20 protein-coding genes are annotated in these 18665 nt (G+C 61.8%); 14 read left to right on the top strand and 6 right to left on the bottom strand.

The annotated features are described in order from the left end of the window. Positions 1-267 precede the first annotated feature (267 nt). The 3 genes from QRN22_RS00455 to QRN22_RS00445 all read left to right on the top strand — a co-directional run bounded on the left by QRN22_RS00455 (position 268) and on the right by QRN22_RS00445 (position 2958). Positions 268-1521 (top strand): ribonucleotide-diphosphate reductase subunit beta, encoded by a 1254-nt coding sequence (locus tag QRN22_RS00455; RefSeq protein ID WP_042552772.1) that lies wholly within the window; start codon positions 268-270, stop codon positions 1519-1521. A gap of 364 nt (positions 1522-1885) precedes the next feature. Beyond that, a complete protein-coding gene (locus QRN22_RS00450; RefSeq protein ID WP_231570118.1) occupies positions 1886-2326 on the top strand; it encodes an REP-associated tyrosine transposase in 441 nt (146 codons plus the stop codon). Positions 2327-2433: 107 nt separating this feature from the next. Further along, a complete protein-coding gene (locus QRN22_RS00445) occupies positions 2434-2958 on the top strand; it encodes an REP-associated tyrosine transposase (RefSeq protein WP_042552771.1) in 525 nt (174 codons plus the stop codon). Positions 2959-3077: 119 nt separating this feature from the next. Here QRN22_RS00445 and QRN22_RS00440 read toward each other — a convergent pair whose 3' ends face one another. Both QRN22_RS00440 and QRN22_RS00435 read right to left on the bottom strand, forming a co-directional pair. Continuing rightward, positions 3078-3263: a DUF1289 domain-containing protein gene (locus QRN22_RS00440; protein ID WP_042552770.1), complete on the bottom strand. Its 186-nt coding sequence runs from the start codon at positions 3261-3263 to the stop codon at positions 3078-3080. After that, positions 3247-3582: a hypothetical protein gene (locus QRN22_RS00435; protein ID WP_042552769.1), complete on the bottom strand. Its 336-nt coding sequence runs from the start codon at positions 3580-3582 to the stop codon at positions 3247-3249. The genes QRN22_RS00440 and QRN22_RS00435 overlap by 17 nt, the downstream gene beginning before the upstream one ends. A gap of 150 nt (positions 3583-3732) precedes the next feature. Between QRN22_RS00435 and QRN22_RS00430 the strand changes: the two genes are divergently transcribed. The 3 genes from QRN22_RS00430 (at position 3733) to QRN22_RS00420 (ending at position 5887) form a co-directional block, all read left to right on the top strand. Next, on the top strand, positions 3733-4425 hold the full coding sequence (locus QRN22_RS00430; protein WP_042552768.1) for a GNAT family N-acetyltransferase: 693 nt from the start codon (positions 3733-3735) through the stop codon (positions 4423-4425). Positions 4426-4521: 96 nt separating this feature from the next. After that, positions 4522-5262, top strand: coding sequence for a hypothetical protein (locus QRN22_RS00425; RefSeq protein ID WP_042552767.1), 741 nt, complete (start codon positions 4522-4524; stop codon positions 5260-5262). Next, on the top strand, positions 5228-5887 hold the full coding sequence (locus QRN22_RS00420; RefSeq protein WP_285400802.1) for a hypothetical protein: 660 nt from the start codon (positions 5228-5230) through the stop codon (positions 5885-5887). The genes QRN22_RS00425 and QRN22_RS00420 overlap by 35 nt, the downstream gene beginning before the upstream one ends. A 47-nt stretch (positions 5888-5934) precedes the next feature. Here the strand turns inward: QRN22_RS00420 and QRN22_RS00415 are convergent, their stop codons facing one another. Further along, on the bottom strand, positions 5935-8034 hold the full coding sequence (locus QRN22_RS00415) for a TonB-dependent receptor (protein ID WP_042552765.1): 2100 nt from the start codon (positions 8032-8034) through the stop codon (positions 5935-5937). 250 nt (positions 8035-8284) lie between these two features. Between QRN22_RS00415 and QRN22_RS00410 the strand changes: the two genes are divergently transcribed. Beyond that, positions 8285-9313 (top strand): hypothetical protein, encoded by a 1029-nt coding sequence (locus QRN22_RS00410; RefSeq protein WP_042552764.1) that lies wholly within the window; start codon positions 8285-8287, stop codon positions 9311-9313. A 135-nt stretch (positions 9314-9448) separates the two neighbouring features. On the opposite strand, the gene QRN22_RS00405 is transcribed toward QRN22_RS00410, so the two are convergent. Next, positions 9449-10192 (bottom strand): class I SAM-dependent DNA methyltransferase, encoded by a 744-nt coding sequence (locus QRN22_RS00405; RefSeq protein WP_042552889.1) that lies wholly within the window; start codon positions 10190-10192, stop codon positions 9449-9451. 159 nt (positions 10193-10351) lie between these two features. Between QRN22_RS00405 and QRN22_RS00400 the strand changes: the two genes are divergently transcribed. The 3 genes from QRN22_RS00400 (at position 10352) to QRN22_RS00390 (ending at position 13221) form a co-directional block, all read left to right on the top strand. Next, positions 10352-10885, top strand: a complete 534-nt coding sequence (locus QRN22_RS00400) for an REP-associated tyrosine transposase (protein ID WP_042552763.1) — start codon at positions 10352-10354, stop codon at positions 10883-10885. Positions 10886-11122: 237 nt separating this feature from the next. Next, positions 11123-11785 carry an ion channel gene (locus QRN22_RS00395; RefSeq protein ID WP_042552762.1) on the top strand — a complete coding sequence of 221 codons (663 nt, stop codon included), beginning with the start codon at positions 11123-11125 and terminating at the stop codon, positions 11783-11785. Between the two features lie 260 nt (positions 11786-12045). After that, the gene (locus QRN22_RS00390) at positions 12046-13221 is read left to right on the top strand and encodes a GGDEF domain-containing protein (RefSeq protein WP_042552761.1); all 1176 of its coding nucleotides are present in this window, start codon (positions 12046-12048) and stop codon (positions 13219-13221) included. Positions 13222-13247: 26 nt separating this feature from the next. Here the strand turns inward: QRN22_RS00390 and QRN22_RS00385 are convergent, their stop codons facing one another. Continuing rightward, positions 13248-14045, bottom strand: coding sequence for an SDR family NAD(P)-dependent oxidoreductase (locus QRN22_RS00385; protein WP_042552760.1), 798 nt, complete (start codon positions 14043-14045; stop codon positions 13248-13250). Positions 14046-14247: 202 nt separating this feature from the next. Then, positions 14248-14910 carry a DUF2076 domain-containing protein gene (locus QRN22_RS00380; protein WP_042552759.1) on the bottom strand — a complete coding sequence of 221 codons (663 nt, stop codon included), beginning with the start codon at positions 14908-14910 and terminating at the stop codon, positions 14248-14250. A gap of 233 nt (positions 14911-15143) precedes the next feature. Here QRN22_RS00380 and QRN22_RS00375 point away from each other — a divergent pair, with 233 nt between their 5' ends. The 4 genes from QRN22_RS00375 to QRN22_RS00360 all read left to right on the top strand — a co-directional run bounded on the left by QRN22_RS00375 (position 15144) and on the right by QRN22_RS00360 (position 18479). After that, positions 15144-15491 carry a cupin domain-containing protein gene (locus QRN22_RS00375; protein ID WP_042552888.1) on the top strand — a complete coding sequence of 116 codons (348 nt, stop codon included), beginning with the start codon at positions 15144-15146 and terminating at the stop codon, positions 15489-15491. A 139-nt stretch (positions 15492-15630) separates the two neighbouring features. Further along, positions 15631-16353: a hypothetical protein gene (locus QRN22_RS00370; RefSeq protein ID WP_156152665.1), complete on the top strand. Its 723-nt coding sequence runs from the start codon at positions 15631-15633 to the stop codon at positions 16351-16353. Positions 16354-16472: 119 nt separating this feature from the next. Continuing rightward, the gene (locus QRN22_RS00365; RefSeq protein ID WP_042552757.1) at positions 16473-17525 is read left to right on the top strand and encodes a GGDEF domain-containing protein; all 1053 of its coding nucleotides are present in this window, start codon (positions 16473-16475) and stop codon (positions 17523-17525) included. A gap of 132 nt (positions 17526-17657) precedes the next feature. Continuing rightward, positions 17658-18479 carry an HDOD domain-containing protein gene (locus QRN22_RS00360; RefSeq protein WP_042552756.1) on the top strand — a complete coding sequence of 274 codons (822 nt, stop codon included), beginning with the start codon at positions 17658-17660 and terminating at the stop codon, positions 18477-18479. The last annotated feature ends 186 nt before the right edge of the window (positions 18480-18665 follow it).

Here is an 18665-nt window from a genome sequence, read left to right as displayed (position 1 = left end):
CGAGGAAGCGAAGTTTAGGAGTAGTAAATGAGCATTCCGAGCTTGTTTTTAACGCAGTAGCGCCGACGCGCAGCAGGTCGTGGACGGACTCTTAAAGGTACCAGCCGGGTTGCAGCCTTCACTGCAACCCGGCACCGATAACGCGAAGCCAGGCGCAGCCCTGGCAATAATCAGCCGTAGCGCTCTGCGTGCACCGCGAGCCACCGACGATTAGCCACTATCCACACAGGCCGGCTCTCACGCCGACCCTCTAGCAGGAGCCAACCCATGCTGAGCTGGGATGAATTCGACAAGGAAGACGGCGCTGAAGCTGCCGCTCCGAAACAGACCGCCGCACAAGCCAGTGCCGACATGAGCCTGGAAAGGCTCAACCAGGTCGGCGACGCCGCCGCCCTCGAAGCCCGTGCCATCGACGCCAATGACTCCGATGCCATTGCCCGTGCGAAAAAGGCCCTGAACGACCTCGACATCCAGGAAGGCCTGGACGAGCTCGAAGGCACCTCCGCACGCGTGGAAGTCGGCGACAAGCAGATGATCAACGCCCGCGCCGACCTCAACCAGCTCGTACCCTTCAAGTACGACTGGGCCTGGCAGAAGTATCTGGATGGTTGCGCCAACCACTGGATGCCGCAGGAAGTGAACATGAACGCCGACATCGCCCTGTGGAAATCCACAGACGGTCTCAGCGAAGACGAGCGCCGCATCGTCATGCGCAACCTCGGCTTCTTCTCCACCGCCGACAGCCTGGTTGCCAACAACCTGGTACTGGCCGTGTACCGCCTGATCACCAACCCCGAGTGCCGCCAGTACATCCTGCGCCAGGCCTTCGAGGAAGCGATCCACACCCACGCCTACCAGTACTGCATCGAATCGCTGGGCATGGATGAAGGCGAGATCTTCAACATGTACCACGAGATCCCGAGCGTCGCGAAGAAAGCCTCCTGGGGCCTCAAGTACACCCGCTCGATCTCCGACCCCAAGTTCGAAACCGGCACCCCGGAAACCGATCGCCAGTTCCTCAAGAACCTGATCGCCTACTACTGCGTACTGGAAGGCATCTTCTTCTACTGCGGCTTCACCCAGATCCTCTCCATGGGCCGTCGCAACAAGATGACCGGCACCGCCGAGCAGTTCCAGTACATCCTGCGCGACGAATCCATGCACCTGAACTTCGGTATCGACGTGATCAACCAGATCAAGATCGAGAACCCGAGCCTGTGGGACGCGCAGATGAAAGACGAAGCGACCCAGATGATTCTGCAGGGCGCCCAGCTGGAAATCGAATACGCCCGCGACACCATGCCCCGCGGCGTGCTCGGCATGAACGCCGCGATGATGGAGGACTACCTCAAATTCATCGCCAACCGCCGCCTGACCCAAATCGGCCTGAAAGAAGAATACCCAGGCGCCAGCAACCCGTTCCCGTGGATGAGCGAGATCATGGACCTCAAGAAGGAGAAGAACTTCTTCGAGACCCGTGTGATCGAGTATCAGACTGGTGGGGCGTTGAGCTGGGATTGATGGTGATCTGACGCTCGAAATCAGTAGAGCGTGAAACAGATACCCCCAAAAGGGCTGCCAATGGCAGCCCTTTTTCATTCTCCGGCGACGCCCTGCCCATCCAGAGTGAGCGTTGCCACGCGAAGCTCGGGCCCTCAGGGAGGCTGATCCGTAAGTATTGTCGTTTGATCGTTCCCACGCTCCGCGTGGGAATGCCGCCCTCGACGCTCTGCGTCGACAACCAGCAAGTAGCCCGGAAACCCCGCAATGGTGGATGAAAAGAGCGTCATCCACCCTACGCAAGGCGGAAATCGGGGCGTAGGGTGGACAACGCGAAGCTTGTCCACCATGGTTCAGGCAACACACTGCTCAAGGATGAGCCGCCATGCCCGATTACCGCCGCGCCCGTGTTCCCGGCGCCACTTACTTCTTTACCGTCAACCTACGCGACCGCACCAGCGATCTACTGATCCGCGAGATCGACCTGCTGCGTGAGACCGTGCGGGCCACACGCTCGCGACATCCGTTCCATATCGATGCCTGGGTTGTACTGCCCGAGCATATGCATTGCCTATGGACGTTGCCGCCTGGAGACGCCAACTTCGCCTTGCGCTGGAAAGTAATCAAATTCGCCTTCGCCAAGCGCTTGCCGATCACCGAAACACTTGCAGCCAACCAGAAACGTCGGGGCGAGCGCGGTATCTGGCAGCGACGCTACTGGGGACACTTGATTTTGATCGTTCCGACGCTTCGCGTCGGAATGCAGCCCTCGACGCTCTGCGTCGACAACCAGCAAGTAGCCCGGAAACCCCGCAATGGTGGATGAAAAGAGCGTCATCCACCCTACGCGAGGCGGAAATCGGGGCGTAGGGTGGACAACGCGAAGCTTGTCCACCATGGTTCAGGCAACACACTGCTCAAGGATGAGCCGCCATGCCCGATTACCGTCGAGCCCGTGTTCCCGGCGCCACTTACTTCTTTACCGTCAACCTACGTGACCGCACCAGCGATCTACTGATCCGAGAGATCGACCTGCTGCGTGAGACCGTGCGGGCCACACGCTCGCGACATCCGTTCCATATCGATGCCTGGGTGGTACTGCCCGAGCATATGCATTGCCTATGGACGTTGCCGCCTGGAGACGCCAACTTCGCCTTGCGCTGGAAAGTAATCAAATTCGCCTTCGCCAAGCGCTTGCCGATCACCGAAACACTTACAGCCAACCAGAAACGTCGGGGCGAGCGCGGTATCTGGCAGCGGCGTTACTGGGAGCACTTGATTCGTGATGAGCTGGATTACCAGCGACACTTCGACTACATCCACGTCAATCCGATAAAACATGGACATGTCGAACACCTGTTGGATTGGCCCTATTCAAGCTTCCATAGAGCAGTGGCAATGGGCGTTTATCCCAAAGACTGGTGTGCCGAAGTGGATGGTGGCGATTACGGCGAGTAAGTAACCCGGACAACACCCATGGTGGATGAAAAGAGCGTCATCCACCCTACGCACTGTACGCGGAGCGTACCCAACGACATGCCCACGCAGAGCGTGGGAGCGAGCATTCTTCGCCCGCTTTATTTGCCTTTCTTCTTGGCAATCGCCTTCATCCGCGTCGCCGCCTTCTGCACGGTGGCCATTTTCTCGGGGCGTTTCATGCCGCGCCATTTGCGGATCTCCTCTCGGGTGCGGCCGCAGCTCACGCACATTTCGCTGTTGAGCTGGCACAGCGACACGCAGGGATTTTCAATGTCCTTGGCCACGTTTGCCCCTTGCCGGTTGCTCGACCGAAAACGCCACATGGTCGGCGGTGCGTGTCACGCTGATACCTACCTCCTCGAAAGCAGCCAGGGTCAGCGCCAGCATTCTCGCCTCGTCCGCACAGGCGAGTGCCTTTGCCTTGTTGGCCTCGGTATCGAACATCCACGTCACGCTCAGGCTCTGCGGAAAGCGCTCGTAGTCCACGTCATGGGTGAGCCACTGGAAGCCGACGATCTCGCTCTTTGCCGTTTCGCAGGCATCTGTCAGCGTGCGAATCAGCTCGCGCTCGATGCCTGCATATTTTCGTTTCGAGGCTGCCATAAGGCCCTTATGGATTGGTGTTCGTTGCGGCGCCATGTTACCCGAGGTACGCGCCCTGAGATGAACAGCTCGTACCCTCTCCCTTACACAACGTCAGCGGCCACACGCGTTACAATGCCACCCGCCGTTTTATAAAGAGCCCGCCTGTCGATGTTCACCCTTACCCACCTCAATGCCACGCCGCCCGAGTCCCTCAAAGCCCAGGTGCTGCAGATGGTGGTGGACTATTTCAGTGACATCAGCCCGGTGCCGCTGACGCCCAGCAACCCGCTCTATCAGCTGTATCAATACGTGATCGGCTACGAAGTGCATCTGTACCTGCAGGCCATGGACGGCGAGGCGCACAGCCCCACGCAATTGCTGCTGGCCCTGGATGATCAGGATCCTGCCGTGCTGCTGGGTTTCGCGCTCTACCTGCCCAGCCAGGACGACGCCGAAGCCTGCACCCTCGCCTACATGGCCGTAGCGGCCAGCCATCGCCGGCGCGGTGTTGCCCGCGCCATGTTGCAACGCATCATCGAGCGCCATCCGCATATGGAGCTGGCCTGCGTGGCCGGCAAGGTGCCGACCTTCGAGGCCATGGGCTTTCAGGTGCTGGCCGCACAAGGGCCGCAGGTGCTGATGAACACCCGCGACCACCGCTCCGATGGCCTGGTGGCGGTGCAGGATCTGGCGCCGGTGTTTCAGTCCACCGAGGTGCGGCAGATCCACGCCTACTTGCTCAAACAAAACGGCAAGAAGGCCATGAGCGAAGCCGAGAAACAGCGCGACTATCACCTGGATCAGCTGACCCATCAAGCTCGTCAGCTGGTGGCAGAGCGACTTACTCCGACGCTGCACTGACGCGCTCGCACTAACGACACCTTTGTGAAATGGATCACTCACGGCCTACGGCGAGCCGTCAGAAACTGACAGCGATACCTACCTAAGGGAGCAATCATGTTCAACGATGAACAATTTCCGTCTGGACTTCTGCAAGGGACGCGGCCTGTTTTGAAATATGCAGCCGCTTGCATACTGGCGGTAATGCCCCTCTGCTCAGCCACAGCGGGCGAAGAAGAGATAAAGGGAGAACGCCAGTATCGACAAGCGGTTGAAATGCTAGAGCCGTTAGATGGGATGGTTATGGCAATGTTCAACGCCTCCAGGGCAGGCTCCCCCCCTGAAGAACTTGACGAACGGGCGGCTGCCATTTCACGGTTAGTGGCCCCAGCCGGCGAGATGCTGCAGGAGGCGTCCCGGTTCGACCACCCGATCGCGCAATATCGTCTTGCGCTGCTTCACATGTCCTTGATGCAGGGAACGGAGGACACCTGCACGTTATTGAATGAAAGCGCTGATCACGGCTTCGCGCCAGCAGCGGTTCTTCTTGCAGTGGAGTGCGTTCCCTTTGAAACCACCGCGCGCCATATGGCGCAGCTGAAAAAGGCGCCAACCGAAATAACGCGCTACACGGCGTACTACCCACAACCGACGGTTGACCTACGGTGTATTCCAAAGCGCGACGAAGGTCTCCTGCTACAGCTGGGCCAGAAAGAGGATTATCTGGCTGAGATTTATAAATTGCTTGCCGAAAGATCAGGCAGGAATACACCAGAGCGCACGCAGTACCTCAAGCAGGCCGTGGCCGCCAATGGCTGTATTTATGCAGCAAGGCGTCTTGAACGCAGACGGCCTTAATTGCAATAACAGAAAGAACGAACACCGCACGGCAAGCATTTCCACATCACCCAATAATGCTCGGCATAGGCCTTTTTCTATTCGGGTCAAGCCAGGGAAATCGCTTATGGACATCCGCTTTCTGACCTTCCCCGACTTTCACAGCGTGTACTTCTACCGCTCCATCACCCTGGCCATTCTTCTGGTAATCGGTGGCGTGGTGCTGTTCAAGGCGCCAGCCACGCGGCTGCCTGAACTACTGCTGGTCAGCGGCTGCTTGTTGCTGATGGGATGGCGGTTTGCGCTGGAATGGCGGCGGTTGAACAAGGCCGGGGCGGCCTCCATTCATAACGACGAGCTGATCGTCTCCAGCGAAAGTGGCCACCGGCAGATTCCGCTGAGCAGCGTGCGCTCTGTGACTTCGAAACACAGCCTGTTCATGGTACGGCGCTATCGCTCGTGGTCTGAGCACCTGGCGTTCGTGGAGTTCACGCTGCACAACGGCGAGCGCTTTTACACACTGGCGGAAAGTGCGGTGTTCGAATCACCAGCGGCCAAGCACAGCCTGGCAGCGATACAGGCCGCCGTGCTGGCTGCCAAGGTAAAAAGCGCAGCGGCTGAAAGCGCTGTGGCATCGGCGAAGTAGCCAACGCCACAGCGAGTGGAGCATGCCGGGCGACATACTGCGAGGCTTCAGAAACTGTAGGTGCCTGTGACCACCAGGTTGCGCGGCTCGCCGACGCGGATCTGCCCGGCGCTGGTGGCGGAGCTGTAGTAGGTGCGGTCGGTGAGGTTGTTCAGCGCGGCGCGCAGGTCCCAGTCCTTTTGGCGCAAGCCAACCAGGGCATCCCAGCGGCCGTAGCCGGGCAGCACCGTGGTGTTCTGGTTATCGGCAAAGCGACTGCCCACCAGGGTCAGGCCGGTTTCGGCGTACCAGCCCTGCTCCGGCTTCCAGGTCAGGAACAGGCTGCCGTTGCGTTTGGCGACATTGCTGACGCGGTTGCCTGCCAGGCCGTTGTTGTCCTTGACGATGGTGGCGTCCTGCAGGCCGATGCCGCCGCGGACGTACCAGTTGCCCGCCAGTTGGCCAGTGGCCGTGAGTTCGATGCCGCGCGAACGCTGCAGGCCGCTGAGGATGAACAGCCCCGGATTGTTCGGGTCGCTGGTACGGCGGTTGTAGAGTTCCAGCTCGTAGACCGCGAAGGTGGTGCTCAGGCGGTCGCCGAGCCAGTCGCTCTTCACGCCGATTTCCTTCTGGCGGGTCTGCTCCGGATCCAGGTCATTGGTATTGCCCGTGGCGTTCGGGGTGATGCCGATCTGCCCGCCGCCGACCGGCGAGTAGCTCTTGCTCCACGAGGCGTAGAAGGAGTGATCCTGCAGCGGCGTCCAGACCAGGCCGACGCGCGGGCTGATGCTGTTGTCGTCGCGGCCATCCGGGATATTGGTCAGCTTGTTGGTGGTATCCACCTCGAAGCGGTCATAGCGCAGGCCTGCCAGCAGTTGCCATTGATCGTTCAGGCGCAGTTGATCCTGCACGTAGATGGCGCGACTTTCGACTTCGGTGTGGTTGTTGCTCGAGGCCGTCATGGGGCCGGTGTGGCTCTGGTTGCGGTCCGGGTTGTAGAGGTCCAGCGTCGGCACTGCCTGGCCGCCCCGGTTGACAGCGAGCGAGGTGTAAAGCTTCGGATCGCGTCGTTGGCTGCCGATCTCGACGCCAGTCAACAAGCGGTGTTCGAGGCCAAAGGTGTCGACGGTGCCTTCGGCTTCCAGGTTGTTGAAGATATTGCGGGTGCGCAGATCCTGCTGAAAGCGCGCACGGCTCACCCGGTTGGTAACGGCATTGGCGCTGGTCAGGTAGGTGTTGTCGAAGTCGCTGTCGAGCTTGAACACGCTCAGGGTCTGACGCAGTTGCCAGTTGTCGTTCAGCTCGTAGGTGAGTTTGGAGCGCAGCGATTGGGCTTTGTCGTCGATGTAATCGCGGTCATCACCGTAGGTGGTCTCGCGCTTCACATCGGCCGGGCGCCCGTTCACGCCAGGAATGCCACGATCCGGGGTACGGTCGAAGCGGCTGTACTCGTACTGCGCCAGCCAGTTGAGCCGGGGCGTCAGCTGCCAGCTGATGGACGGCGCGAACAGCTGGCGGTGGCTGGAAACGTCGTCGCGAAAGCTGTTGGCGTCCTGATTGCCCATGTTCAAGCGCAGGCTGATGTTCTCGGTCGCATCCGCACTCAGGTCGGCGTACAGGCTGCGCATGTCTTCGCTGCCGCCCTGGGCCTCGATGCTGGAACGGCGCCCGGCTTCAGGCACCTTGCTGACACGGTTGACGATGCCGCCCTGGCTGCCGCGCCCGTAGAGCACCGCAGCCGGGCCCTTGAGCACATCGATGCGCTCGATGTTGTGCAGGTCGCGCACGTACTGGCTGTCATCACGCACGCCATCCAGATAGAAATCGTTGCTGGCCTCGAAACCGCGAATGCGCAGCCCGTCGAAGCGTGTATCCGCCCCGCTGCTGACGTTGGGAATGCCGCTTAGCGCCGTGGCCAGGTCGTTGGTGCCGTAATCGAGCACATTGGCGGTTTTCACTGAGTCGATGGCTTGCGGAACATAACGAACCGGCGTCGTGGTGCGCGTCGCAGTGCTGACTTCTTTGACGCGGGGGCTATCGGCTTGCGCGTCGACATCCGCGTTGACCGACGTTTCCGGCAGCACGGTTGGAGCCGCGTGGGTGAAGCCGGCGGTGAAAAGGAAGGAAAAGCCAAGCGCAACAGAGTTGAGACGCGGAAAGGCAGGCATGAAGGAGGCGCATCCAAGAAGGGAAAGTTATTTTTGGGGCGCGAATGATAATGCTTAATATTTACTTACGAAATAGCGTCGCATTCATATTTACATACGGCGCTCGCAGATTTTCCTGCCCGCCTGCCAAGGGATGACGGAGAACGGGAAATACACCTAGAAATACATTCCAAACTTTCTCGTTGCGGCCCTAGTCATCTGGAGTACGAGCGATTGGCTCGTACTGCCATTGAATTAAAGGGCTGCCATCATGATTCGCGACGATCGTAGTGCTCCAAACGGCTACACCAATCCTGTCTACCACGACACTGCCGCAGTAGCGCCGCTGCTCAAACGTATTTCCTGGAGTGCGGTTCTGGCCGGCGTAGTGCTGGCCATGATGGTTTCCCTGCTGCTCAGCGTGCTCGGCACGGCCATCGGCAGCGCCAGCATCGACCCGCTGCAGGAAGCCGACCCGGTATCGGGCGTGGGTACCGGCGCCGCCATCTGGGTGGTCGTCAGCTCGGTGATTTCCCTGTTCATCGGTGGTTGGGCCGCTGGCCGCCTCGCACAGCGTGAAGGTGCCTTCCATGGCCTGCTGGTGTGGGCGAGCGCTTCGCTGATCACCGTTTACCTGGTCTCCAGCGCGGTGACTGGCGTGGTACGCGGCGGCCTCAACCTGGCCGGCAGCGGTGTGTCTGCGCTGGGCAGCGGTATCGCTCAGGTGGCGCCAGCCTTGGGCGGCAAGATCCAGGACGAGCTACGCGAGCAAGGCATCGACTTCAACCTGGACGATATCCAAGGTGAACTCGAACAGGCCATGCGCCAGACCGGCAAGCCCGAGCTGAACCCGGACAACCTCGATCAGCAAGCTCAGGCCACCCAGGAGGATGCCCAGCAGACTGCCCAGCGCAGCGCTGAAAACCCGCAACAGGCAACCGAGCAACTGGGTGGCCTGCTGGACCGCATCAAGGCCAAGGGCGACCAGGCCTGGGACGCTGCCGACCGTGAAGCGCTGGTCAATCTGATCAAGGCGCGTGGCAACAAGACCGACGCCGAGGCCAACCAGATCGTCGATCAGGCCCAGGCCAGTTATCGCGAGGCATATGCCAAGTATCAGGAACTCAAAGCCCAGGCCGAGCAGAAAGCCCGTGAAGCGGCTGAAGTGGCGGCCAAGCGTGTATCCCAAGGCGCCTGGATTCTGCTCATCACCCTGGTGATCTCGGGCCTGGTCGCTGCAGGTGCCGGGGTGCTGGGTCGTCGTACTCAGCCGCCAGCCAAGGTAGTCGCTGCCGTCTGAGCCGCTTGCCGTAACGGCTGAATACTGGCTGATAAACATGCCCGCACTGGCCTCAGGCCACGCGGGCATTTTTGTTTGAGGCAACGAACTGCCCAGGCGCCGGGTGATCGGTCCTTGCAGGTTACCGGCTGTTGGTCAGCGTTTCACGCAGGCGAACAGTGCGTTACCGGAGGCCTGATCCCAGGGCAGGATCTTTTCGTAGTCATGCTCGAGCACATGCACCTCGAAGTAGGGCTCAAGGAGCGCCTGCAGCTCGGCGAACGTCACCGCGACCATGGGATGTTCGTCGTGCCAGACCAGGTGCTCATGCGCGGTGGTCTTTTCGATGCTCAGCCTCAACGACTGCTTCTCGCCCTCACCGGCGTAATGCCAACCCGAGCTGAAGGTGAACAGGCCTTCGTCGTCGTTGACGCTGTGTGCCGCGAACAGGCTGTTGTCGATTTTGCTCTTGTCGACGACGTTGAAGCAGAACAGCCCGTTGGGCTGGAGCGCGGCATGCACGCTGGCGATGCAGGCCTGGAGCCTGTCGATGCCACCGCTGTAGTGAATGGAGTAGAGAAAGCAGGTAATCAGATCGAGCCGCTCATTGACCCTGAAGTCGCACATGTCCTGCACGGCGAACTGCGCCTCGGGGCAACGCGCAGCGGCTTTGTCCAGCATGGGCTGGTTGATGTCGAGCCCGCTGCTGCGATAGCCGGCATCGAGAAAGTGGCGAACATGGGGCCCGGTGCCGCAGGCCAGATCGAGGTGCCGATTGCCCCCGTTGCCGAACAGCTGCTGCAGCCGCTGAATGCAGTGGCTTTGCGCCTTGTAGTCGATGTCGGCGCACATCAGATCGTAATGATCGGACAGGTCGGTATAGAGGGCGTTGGCGGACATGGCGACCTGATGATGTGCGAGGGCTTTGCGCGGTGGCGCATCATAGCCGAAGTACCGCTGCGCGCTCGCCTCTATCGATGGGCGCGGCGCAGACTGGATAAGGCCGCCTCCATCTACCATGCTGTAGTGAACGAACACCACGCTCAAGGATGAGCCGCCATGTCGCTCTATCGCCGTGCCCGCGTTGCCGGGGCTTCGTATTTCCTTACCCTCACCCTGCTCGACCGCCGCAGTGATCTGCTGACCCGGCATATCGATCTGCTGCGGGAAACGGTACGGGCCACCAAGGACCGCCACCCCTTCCATATCGACGCCTGGGTCGTGCTGCCCGAGCACATGCATTGCGTCTGGACGCTACCCGAAGGCGACAGCGAGGTCGCCCTGCGCTGGAAGGCCATCAGGTTCGCCTTCTCGCAAGGCCTGGACAAGACCGAACCGCGCCGCCTGCACCAGTTGATCCGCGGCGAGCGTGGCCTCTGGCAACGGCGCTATTGGCGGCAACGGATCGCTGATGACCTCGACTACCAGCGCCACCTCGACTACATCCACTTCGACCCCGTCAGGCATGGCTACGTGAGCCAGGCACGGGAGTGGCCGTATTCGAGTTTTCATCGCGCGGTGCGCGATGGCCTTTACCCGGCCGACTGGACAGGTAGTGGATGCACCGATGATGAGCAGAACTGGGGAGAGTGATCGGCTCGATGGTCGCGCTCTGCCCGTATCCCGGTGTTCGAGGTGCCGCAGCGATGCGGTTGCGCGACCGCGCTGACGGGCGATGCGAAGCGTCTCAGCAGGCTTACCTACCCGGTGCGCAGGTAAGCTCGCGAATACCTTGAACGGCAGCATACGCCGGGCTCGCGATCCATTAGACTGCCCGGCAAAATAGCCCCGTGCCCTCCCTCCAGCACCCCCTCGCTCCGGTTCAATTCGATGCCCAAGGCCCACACGTACCTGATCCGCTACCCCTCTGCCAGCCTGCTGTTCGTGCAATTGCTGGGCATCGTGCTCTACCCCTTCATGGAGCGGCTGTCGGAAGGCCGTGCCATCGTGGGTGCCTTTGGCATCATCGTGCTGGCGATGTCGTTGCGCATGGTGCGCAGCAGCCCGACCATCCAGTGGATCGCGTTCACGCAAGCTGCCTGCATCCTGGCCCTGACCGTAGCCGTGGAGTTCGAATACAACACCGCGCTGGCGATTCTGCTCGCGGCCCTGGAGTCGAGCTTCTACTTCTATGCCGCTGGCGGCCTGATCGCCTACATGATGGAGGACCAGCGAGCGAGCACCGACGAGCTGTTCGCGGTCGGCGCCACCTTCACCCTGCTGGCCTGGGCCTTCGCCCACGCCTTTTCCGTGTGCCAGTTGCTCAGCCCTGGCAGTTTCACGGCGGCGATCAACCCGGAAGCGGAACGCACCTGGGTGGAGCTGCTGTTCCTGAGCTTCACCACCCTGTCGGGGGTCGGCCTGAGCGATATCCTGCCATTGAGGCCATTCGCCCGGGCGCTGGTGATGCTCGAGCAGTTCGCGGGCGTTATGTACATCGGTCTGGTGGTGACCCGTCTGGTCAGCCTGACGGTACGGCCCAAGCCGCAATGAGCGAGCCCACCAGTGGAAAACGCCATGCAGTCTGCCAGACTGCATGAAACCGGGCAGGCAGCACGATCAAGTGGCAGAGAGACAAGGCTGAGAGAAGCCTGCCATCCATCCGTTTCTTTACGTTGCCCTGCCTGAAATCGACAACCGAACGCTTACAATCGCGACCGAAAACCGTAGCCCTGTGCACTATCTGCAACGGCTCAAGCCCCCGCGATGCCCCCAACACTTCCACCCTACAAACAGGCAGGCCCGACCAGAACATGGCGTTCGATCCCTTAACCATGTTGACGATCACCATCGCCCTCGCCCTGGCGGCGGCGCTGTATCTGGCGATCGAGTGGCAGACCGTTCGTGAACCCTCCCTGCTCTTCTGGAGCGCCGGTTTCGCCCTGATCAGCGTGGGCTCGACCCTGGCCCTGTTGCGCAGCAGTGGCCTGCTGCTGGTGGGTATCTGGTTCGCCAACGGGCTGCTGATCACCGCACACTGGCTGTTTCTGGTGGGCGTGGCGCGTTTTACCGAAACGCGCCTGTCCCGGGCCTGGTACCTGATGGTGGTGGTCTGGTTCGCCATGCTGCTCCTGCCGGAGGGCCCGCTGTGGTCGAAGGTGATGCTGCTGGTCAACTCGCTGCTGGTCGCGCTGACGGCGCTCTGGGCCAGTTGGCTGCTAAGGCCTCAGGGCAAATCGCTGGGTGCCGGTGCCGCGCAGTTGCGCTATGTGCTGCTGGGCCACGGCCTGTTCTACGTCGCCAAGACCATACCGGTGCTGGTGCCGGGCACGCTGATCGATCTGGCGGCCTTCCGTGGCGAGATCATTCAGATTTCGCTGGTCGAAGGCGTGATGGCGCTCATGCTGATCGCCCTGTCGATGACCGGGACGGTACGTTACCGTCGCGAGAAACGCATCGAGCGGCTGGCCGCGCGCGACCCGCTGACCGCCATGTACAACCGCCGCGCCCTGGAAGCACGAGCGCCCAGGCTGCTCAACGAGGTATCGCCCAGGAGCCCCGGCGCGCTGCTGCTGATCGATATCGACAACTTCAAGCTGGTCAACGACCTGCACGGGCATAGTGCGGGCGACCGCCTGCTGGTGGCACTGGGCGAGATGATTCGTCTGGTGCTGCCCGAGGGGTCACTGGCAGCCCGTCTGGGGGGCGACGAATTCGTGATTCTGCTGCGCGATGCGTCCCACGAACGCATCGTCAGCCTGGGCGACGGGCTGCGCGAGCGCTTCCATGGCGTAGCCGCGCAAACCTTCGCCACCCCTGAAGCGGTAACCCTGAGCATCGGCGCCAGCCTGTTCGATCAACCGCCGGCCAGCCTGGCGGCGCTGATCGAACAGGGGGACGTGGCGCTCTATCAATCCAAACGCGGCGGGCGCAACAGCATTCGCCTGGTGGACCGCACCCTGCTGGGCAGCCCTGCTTCGGCCACCTGAGCCGCAGAACGCGGGTACGTCCGGGCTCAGTTCTGCACGGCCTGGACGGAGCCGCCATCGACCCGCAGGTTGCTGCCATTGATGAACGACCCCCGCTCGGATACCAGCAAGGCAATGGCTGCCGCCACTTCGTCAGCCTGACCGCGGCGTTTCTGGACGATACCGGGGCGTTCCTCCTCGAGAAAGCTCGCCACGGCCTCGTCGAAGGAAACGCCCTGCTCCTCGGCCCGCTGCCGCATCATGCCATCGGTCATGCTGGTTTCGATGAAGGCTGGGGCCACGGTATTGCACAACACGCCGTGGGCCGCTTCCTTGTAGGACAGGTTCTTGATGAAGGCGCCGAGTGCGGCCTTGGATACGTTATAGACGGCTTCCTCCCAGTAGGGCTGCACGGCATTCTCCGAGGTGATGCACACCAGCCGCCCCCAACCGCGCGAGCGCATCGCCGGGACGGTGGCCCGGGCGACGCGCACGGCGGAGAAGAAATCGGTGGCCCAGGCCTCCTCGTAGTCGCTGTCGGGCAGCGCCAGTGGGTCGCCCTTGGCGCCGGTGACCCCGGCGGCATGCACCACGATATCGATTTGCCCAAAGCGTGCTTCGCCAGCCTTTACCAGCGCGTCGACCTCTTGCTGACGGGTCATGTCGGCAGCGACCCTCAGCACTTCACCGGGTAGGTCGGCGCAGGCCTTGTCCAGGGCGGCCTGATCCTTGTCGGTCAGCAGCAGGTGTACGCCTTCCTCGACAAGCAGTTTCGCCGTCGCCAGGCCGATGCCCCCGGCAGCGCCGCTGATGAGCGCAACGCGCCCCTTGATGTGCAAATCCATAGAGACCTCATTGACGTGCGAAAGGTGGTGGGCGCAGCCGCCTGGTCACCATCGAGCCTGCGCTCGGTGGTGCTGCGCTGGCGGCTGAACGCGCTCGCCCAATCGTGAGCAACCTGTCGATGGACTCGACCCGCACGTGCAAGATTCACAGTAAATGACGACTTGCGCCCGGCGCCCGTTGCACCGGGGCTGCCTGGATTGCCTAACTGAAGGTGTCGCCGTCGTCGAAGAAATCCGAGCTGTCGAAGGCATCGGTGTCGATGTCCTCGGTACCCGCGTAAGGGGCCTCGCCCAGATCGCTGGCGAAACTGTCCTGGGCAGGTAGGTCCTCGCGGATGACCTCGACGATCTCCTGCGGCTGGTCGTGGTGGAACATGCTGGTCAGCAGATCCGCCACCATCACCCCGCCCGCCACGCCCGCGGCTGTCTGCAAGGCGCCACGCATGAAGCCACCACCCTGGGCCGCCGCTGCGCCTGCCTGTGCACTGGCAGGCGCAGCGGCGGATGCTGCAGCGCTCTGAGAGAATCGGGTTTCACCCCAGCCAGCGGGACGCTGGGCAGGCTGCGGCGTGGAACTTTGCTGGCCGCCGCCGAACAGGCCGGCGAGAAAGCCGCCGTTGCCCGAGCGCTGTCGTTGTTGCTCGGTGGCTTGGGCCTCGAGTTCACGAACGCGCTGATCCAGGCGTTTGATCGCGGCTTCCTGAATCAGAATCGCCTGGGCCATGTAATAGGCAGCAGCAGGCTGGCGGGCCAGATGGTTCTTGATCTGCAACTCGGCGTCGGTATCGCGTAGGCCACCCTCGTGCTCGGCTTCTTGCAGGCGGGAAAACAGGCCATCGATCAGGGTTTGCTCTTCGGAATTCATGGGCGCCTCGATTGAGCGATGAAGGGTAAGACATCCCTGTGCGGCTTGCTGATGCGGCGCCTGGCGCCACCTCTCAATGAGAGATAGGACTGAAAGGGAAAATTACAAGTTCCGGGCCGGCGGCAGTAAAGATGCCTATAGCGCGGATGGGCACAGCGGTGTCGAGCCTGGACAATTGGCCGCTGCCGCACGGCTCTATGCTGGGTGACCTCTACCGCCACCAGGAGCCACTCATGGCCAACCAACCGATCACCGTACTGCGCGATACCCAACCGATGCCCGTCGTCGATGCCTGCAAATGGGAACGCATCGAAGGCGAACCGCATACCGTCAACCTCAACGCCTACACCTCCGATGACGGCAGCAAGATCATGGGTACCTGGATCTGCACACCCGGCAAATGGCGGGTGGACTACGTGAAGTGGGAGTACTGCCACTTCCAGGAAGGCTACTGCATCATCACCCCGGACGGCATGGCGCCGATCCACCTCAGGGCCGGGGATATCTTCGTGGTCGAGCCCGGCATGAAAGGCACCTGGGAGGTGGTAGAGACGGTGCGTAAGTATTTCGTGTTTGCCTGACAACGGTGCCCTGAGCGATGCCACACAACGCTCGAGCTGTACATACGCTGGTATCTCGGCGTCCGATCAGGGTAGCGTCGAATCCTTGCGCGCAACCATGGTCGTACGCCTTACATCAAGGTTTCGTCATCAGGTTCACATGCACAACTCTTCATTGGCTTGCCTCCTTGCGCTGGGCATTTCCCTGTTCAGCCTCACCAGCGCGGCGGCAACTACCAGAGCCGAGGCCTTTTACGAACAGGGGATGGAGGCGCTGAACCAGCTGCAACGCTCGATCAACGAACAGAGCGGTGACACCGAGGAGCTCGACCGCCACCTCGATGACTTCGGCACCAATATCGATCGCGCTGCGCAGCTCGGCCACCCGGCTGCCAGGCTGTTTCAGGCGCAGGAGCGCCTGAAGAGGCGGTCACAGGATCCCCTCGTGGCACTGGAGGACCGACGCCAGGGCTGCGCTTCGCTGGATGCCTTGGCCAGAACGGGCTTCGTGGCCGCAGCCGTGCTGAACGCTCAGGCGTGCGACACCGCCTACAAGCGTTTCGAGTTCAACAGCCCTGAACATCTGGCAGTGATCGATGCTGTCGAGCGGTCACTGTTGCAGGAAGATCCCGCCATGGCCTATTACCCGCTGCCGATGAGAGCCAGCCAGTGCTTCGCCGTCGATCCGGCTCAGGTCAATACGTTGAGTCATGAGCAGTTTCGCGCCGAGGCCGAATACATCCTCGGCAACAGCCGGGCTCCGGAAAGCCGTGAGGCCATCGAACGCAACCTCGAATGGCTGGAGGCGGCCTTCGAGCATGGCTGCACGGCCTCGCTGGATATGCGTCCCGTGCTGCGCCAGCAGTTGGCGAAGCACCCCTAGTGGCACGATGCCTTCTTCGTGCAAAATCGTCTGCAATCTGCTGCGTGAGCTGGCAAGGGCTGCAATAGTCAGAACGCGCCGCTACGCTTGTTACCCATGATCGTCTGCAGAACTCATAGATGCCCAAACCGCTCGACCACAGTGACCAAACGCGACGCGTCATGCTCAAGGCACTGCTGTGGGTAACGATGTGCTTCGGCGTGCTGTTCTCGATTTTCAACGCAACCCGTGGGCTATGGCTGCTGGCAGGCATGGAGCTGGCCTACACGCTGGTGTCGTTGTACATGCTGCTGATCATCGACCGCACCCAGCGCTTGCGAGCATTGACCATCATCTATCTGGTCCCGTTTCTGACGGTGATGATGTTCACCCTGGCCAACCCGCATACGTCGGTGGGCATCTTCGCCTGGATCCAGACCATCCCCATCATTCTCTACCTGCTGCTCGGCCTGCGCCTGGGGCTGATAGGTTCGCTGGTGTTCGTGAGCCTGGGGCTGTACCTGTACACCCTGCATTACGCCGACAAGGACCCGATGGACAATATGGGCTTCCTGCTCGACATCGGCCTGGCAACGCTTGCCATCACCATCTTTTCCCACACTTACGAACAGACCCGGGCAATCACCGAGAGGCGGCTGATCGAGCTGATCAGCACCGATAACCTCACCGGCCTGGCCAACCGCTCGAAACTCGCCGAGGTGTTTCATCGCGAGCGCAACCATGCCCGTCGCAACCACACCCCGCTGGCTCTGGTGTACCTGGACATCGACCACTTCAAGCAGATCAATGACCGCTTCGGCCACGAGGCCGGTGATCAGGCGCTCCAGCACTTCGCCGCCGTGCTATCGCAGCGGCAGCGCGCCACCGACCTGCTCTGCCGCCTGGGCGGCGAAGAGTTCGCGGCGCTGTTACCCAATACCAGTGCACAGCAGGCTGCGGTGATTGCCGAAGAACTGCGTGAACGCCTGGCCAGCACCCCGATGGAACTCAATGACGCGCCTTTGCAGATGACCCTCAGCGCCGGCGTAGCCAGCCTCGGTGCGGATGGCGACCGCCTGGACGAACTGATGAACGCAGCGGATCGGCGCACCTATGCGGCGAAGCGTGCGGGGCGAAATCAGGTGGTTGCCGATGAGCTGCAAGTTTCGGCCGGACACCAGGCTACGTCTTGAAAACACGTGCGTTTCTCAGCCTGTGCGGCCCCGCCCTGTTGCGAAAAAGGCGGATCTGCGCCTGGCAGCGGCCGCCAGCGCGACTATGCTGAAACTCCATATCGTCCCCCGGAATCTGCCCAGGAGCATCATATGGATATCACCAGTCTCTTCGCCGAACTGCACAGCCTGCCCAGCGTTCCCAAGGTCGCCCAGGATCTGATCCAGCAATTCGACAACCCCGCCACCAGCCTGGAAAGCGTGGCGCGCAATATCGAGCGTGACCCGGTGATCGCCGCCAAGGTGCTGCGCCTGGCCAACTCGGCGCGCTTTCGTGGCTCGCGGGAGGCCAACAGCGTGGAAGATGCGGCCATGCGCCTGGGCTTCAACACGCTGCGCACCCTGGTGCTGGCTTCGGCCATGACCGGCGCCTTCAAGGTCGACACGGGATTCGACCTGAAGAGTTTCTGGATCCGCAGCTTCCGCGTCGCCAGCATCGCCCGTACGCTGGCCAAGCAGCTCAAGCTCGACGCCGATGCGGCCTTCACCTGCGGGATGATGCACAACATCGGCGAGCTGCTGATCCAGAGCGGCGCGCCGGACTTCGCCCGCCGCCTGAACCGTCACCCGCACCGCGAAGCCGCTGCCCAGGCTGCCGAGGAAACGTTGCAACTGGGCTTCGGCTACCCGGAAGTCGGCGCCGAGCTGGCACGCCGCTGGCAGTTGCCGGCCCTGATCCAGAACGCCATCGCCTACCAGGGCAAACCCGCCCAGGCACCGGACGGCAGCCAGTACGCGCGCCTGGTCGCGCAGGCCATTCACGTCGAGGAAAGCCTCGAAGCCCACGGCCTGACGGACGAAGCCCGCCAGGATCTGGAAGGCCCGCTGTTCGAAGAGGTGGATCTGGGCAAGCTGTTCGACGCCTTGCCAGCCGTACTGGAAGCCGACAAGGCGTTCGGAGAGCTGCTCGCGTAGGCGCGCATTTGCGGGCAATACGATCGCGGCCATATCGCAACACATCGCCGCATCCGCGTTGCCCGTGTAGGAGCCCGCTTGCGGGCGATACGTTAGTGGTCATCCAGCAGAATCGGCAGTGACGCCACCATTCGCCGGCAAGCCGGCTCCTACGGTCCGGTACCCCGATAACATCGCCGCATCCGC

The sequence above is a fragment of the Pseudomonas sp. MEJ086 genome, from assembly GCF_030209025.1.
Lineage (GTDB): Bacteria > Pseudomonadota > Gammaproteobacteria > Pseudomonadales > Pseudomonadaceae > Aquipseudomonas > Aquipseudomonas fulva_A.
Note: the sequence above shows the minus strand (reverse complement) of the source record. Positions and strands in the feature narration are given on the sequence as shown.

What these genes read in the sequence shown, in the direction of transcription:
- QRN22_RS00455 (WP_042552772.1), top strand. Translation starts at nt 268, where the DNA reads ATGCTGAGCTGGGATGAATTCGACAAGGAAGACGGCGCTGAAGCTGCC.
- QRN22_RS00450 (WP_231570118.1), top strand. Translation starts at nt 1,886, where the DNA reads ATGCCCGATTACCGCCGCGCCCGTGTTCCCGGCGCCACTTACTTCTTT.
- QRN22_RS00445 (WP_042552771.1), top strand. Translation starts at nt 2,434, where the DNA reads ATGCCCGATTACCGTCGAGCCCGTGTTCCCGGCGCCACTTACTTCTTT.
- QRN22_RS00435 (WP_042552769.1), bottom strand. Translation starts at nt 3,582, where the DNA reads ATGGCAGCCTCGAAACGAAAATATGCAGGCATCGAGCGCGAGCTGATT.
- QRN22_RS00430 (WP_042552768.1), top strand. Translation starts at nt 3,733, where the DNA reads ATGTTCACCCTTACCCACCTCAATGCCACGCCGCCCGAGTCCCTCAAA.
- QRN22_RS00425 (WP_042552767.1), top strand. Translation starts at nt 4,522, where the DNA reads ATGTTCAACGATGAACAATTTCCGTCTGGACTTCTGCAAGGGACGCGG.
- QRN22_RS00420 (WP_285400802.1), top strand. Translation starts at nt 5,228, where the DNA reads ATGCAGCAAGGCGTCTTGAACGCAGACGGCCTTAATTGCAATAACAGA.
- QRN22_RS00415 (WP_042552765.1), bottom strand. Translation starts at nt 8,034, where the DNA reads ATGCCTGCCTTTCCGCGTCTCAACTCTGTTGCGCTTGGCTTTTCCTTC.
- QRN22_RS00410 (WP_042552764.1), top strand. Translation starts at nt 8,285, where the DNA reads ATGATTCGCGACGATCGTAGTGCTCCAAACGGCTACACCAATCCTGTC.
- QRN22_RS00405 (WP_042552889.1), bottom strand. Translation starts at nt 10,192, where the DNA reads ATGTCCGCCAACGCCCTCTATACCGACCTGTCCGATCATTACGATCTG.
- QRN22_RS00400 (WP_042552763.1), top strand. Translation starts at nt 10,352, where the DNA reads ATGTCGCTCTATCGCCGTGCCCGCGTTGCCGGGGCTTCGTATTTCCTT.
- QRN22_RS00395 (WP_042552762.1), top strand. Translation starts at nt 11,123, where the DNA reads ATGCCCAAGGCCCACACGTACCTGATCCGCTACCCCTCTGCCAGCCTG.
- QRN22_RS00390 (WP_042552761.1), top strand. Translation starts at nt 12,046, where the DNA reads ATGGCGTTCGATCCCTTAACCATGTTGACGATCACCATCGCCCTCGCC.
- QRN22_RS00385 (WP_042552760.1), bottom strand. Translation starts at nt 14,045, where the DNA reads ATGGATTTGCACATCAAGGGGCGCGTTGCGCTCATCAGCGGCGCTGCC.
- QRN22_RS00380 (WP_042552759.1), bottom strand. Translation starts at nt 14,910, where the DNA reads ATGAATTCCGAAGAGCAAACCCTGATCGATGGCCTGTTTTCCCGCCTG.
- QRN22_RS00375 (WP_042552888.1), top strand. Translation starts at nt 15,144, where the DNA reads ATGGCCAACCAACCGATCACCGTACTGCGCGATACCCAACCGATGCCC.
- QRN22_RS00370 (WP_156152665.1), top strand. Translation starts at nt 15,631, where the DNA reads ATGCACAACTCTTCATTGGCTTGCCTCCTTGCGCTGGGCATTTCCCTG.
- QRN22_RS00365 (WP_042552757.1), top strand. Translation starts at nt 16,473, where the DNA reads ATGCCCAAACCGCTCGACCACAGTGACCAAACGCGACGCGTCATGCTC.
- QRN22_RS00360 (WP_042552756.1), top strand. Translation starts at nt 17,658, where the DNA reads ATGGATATCACCAGTCTCTTCGCCGAACTGCACAGCCTGCCCAGCGTT.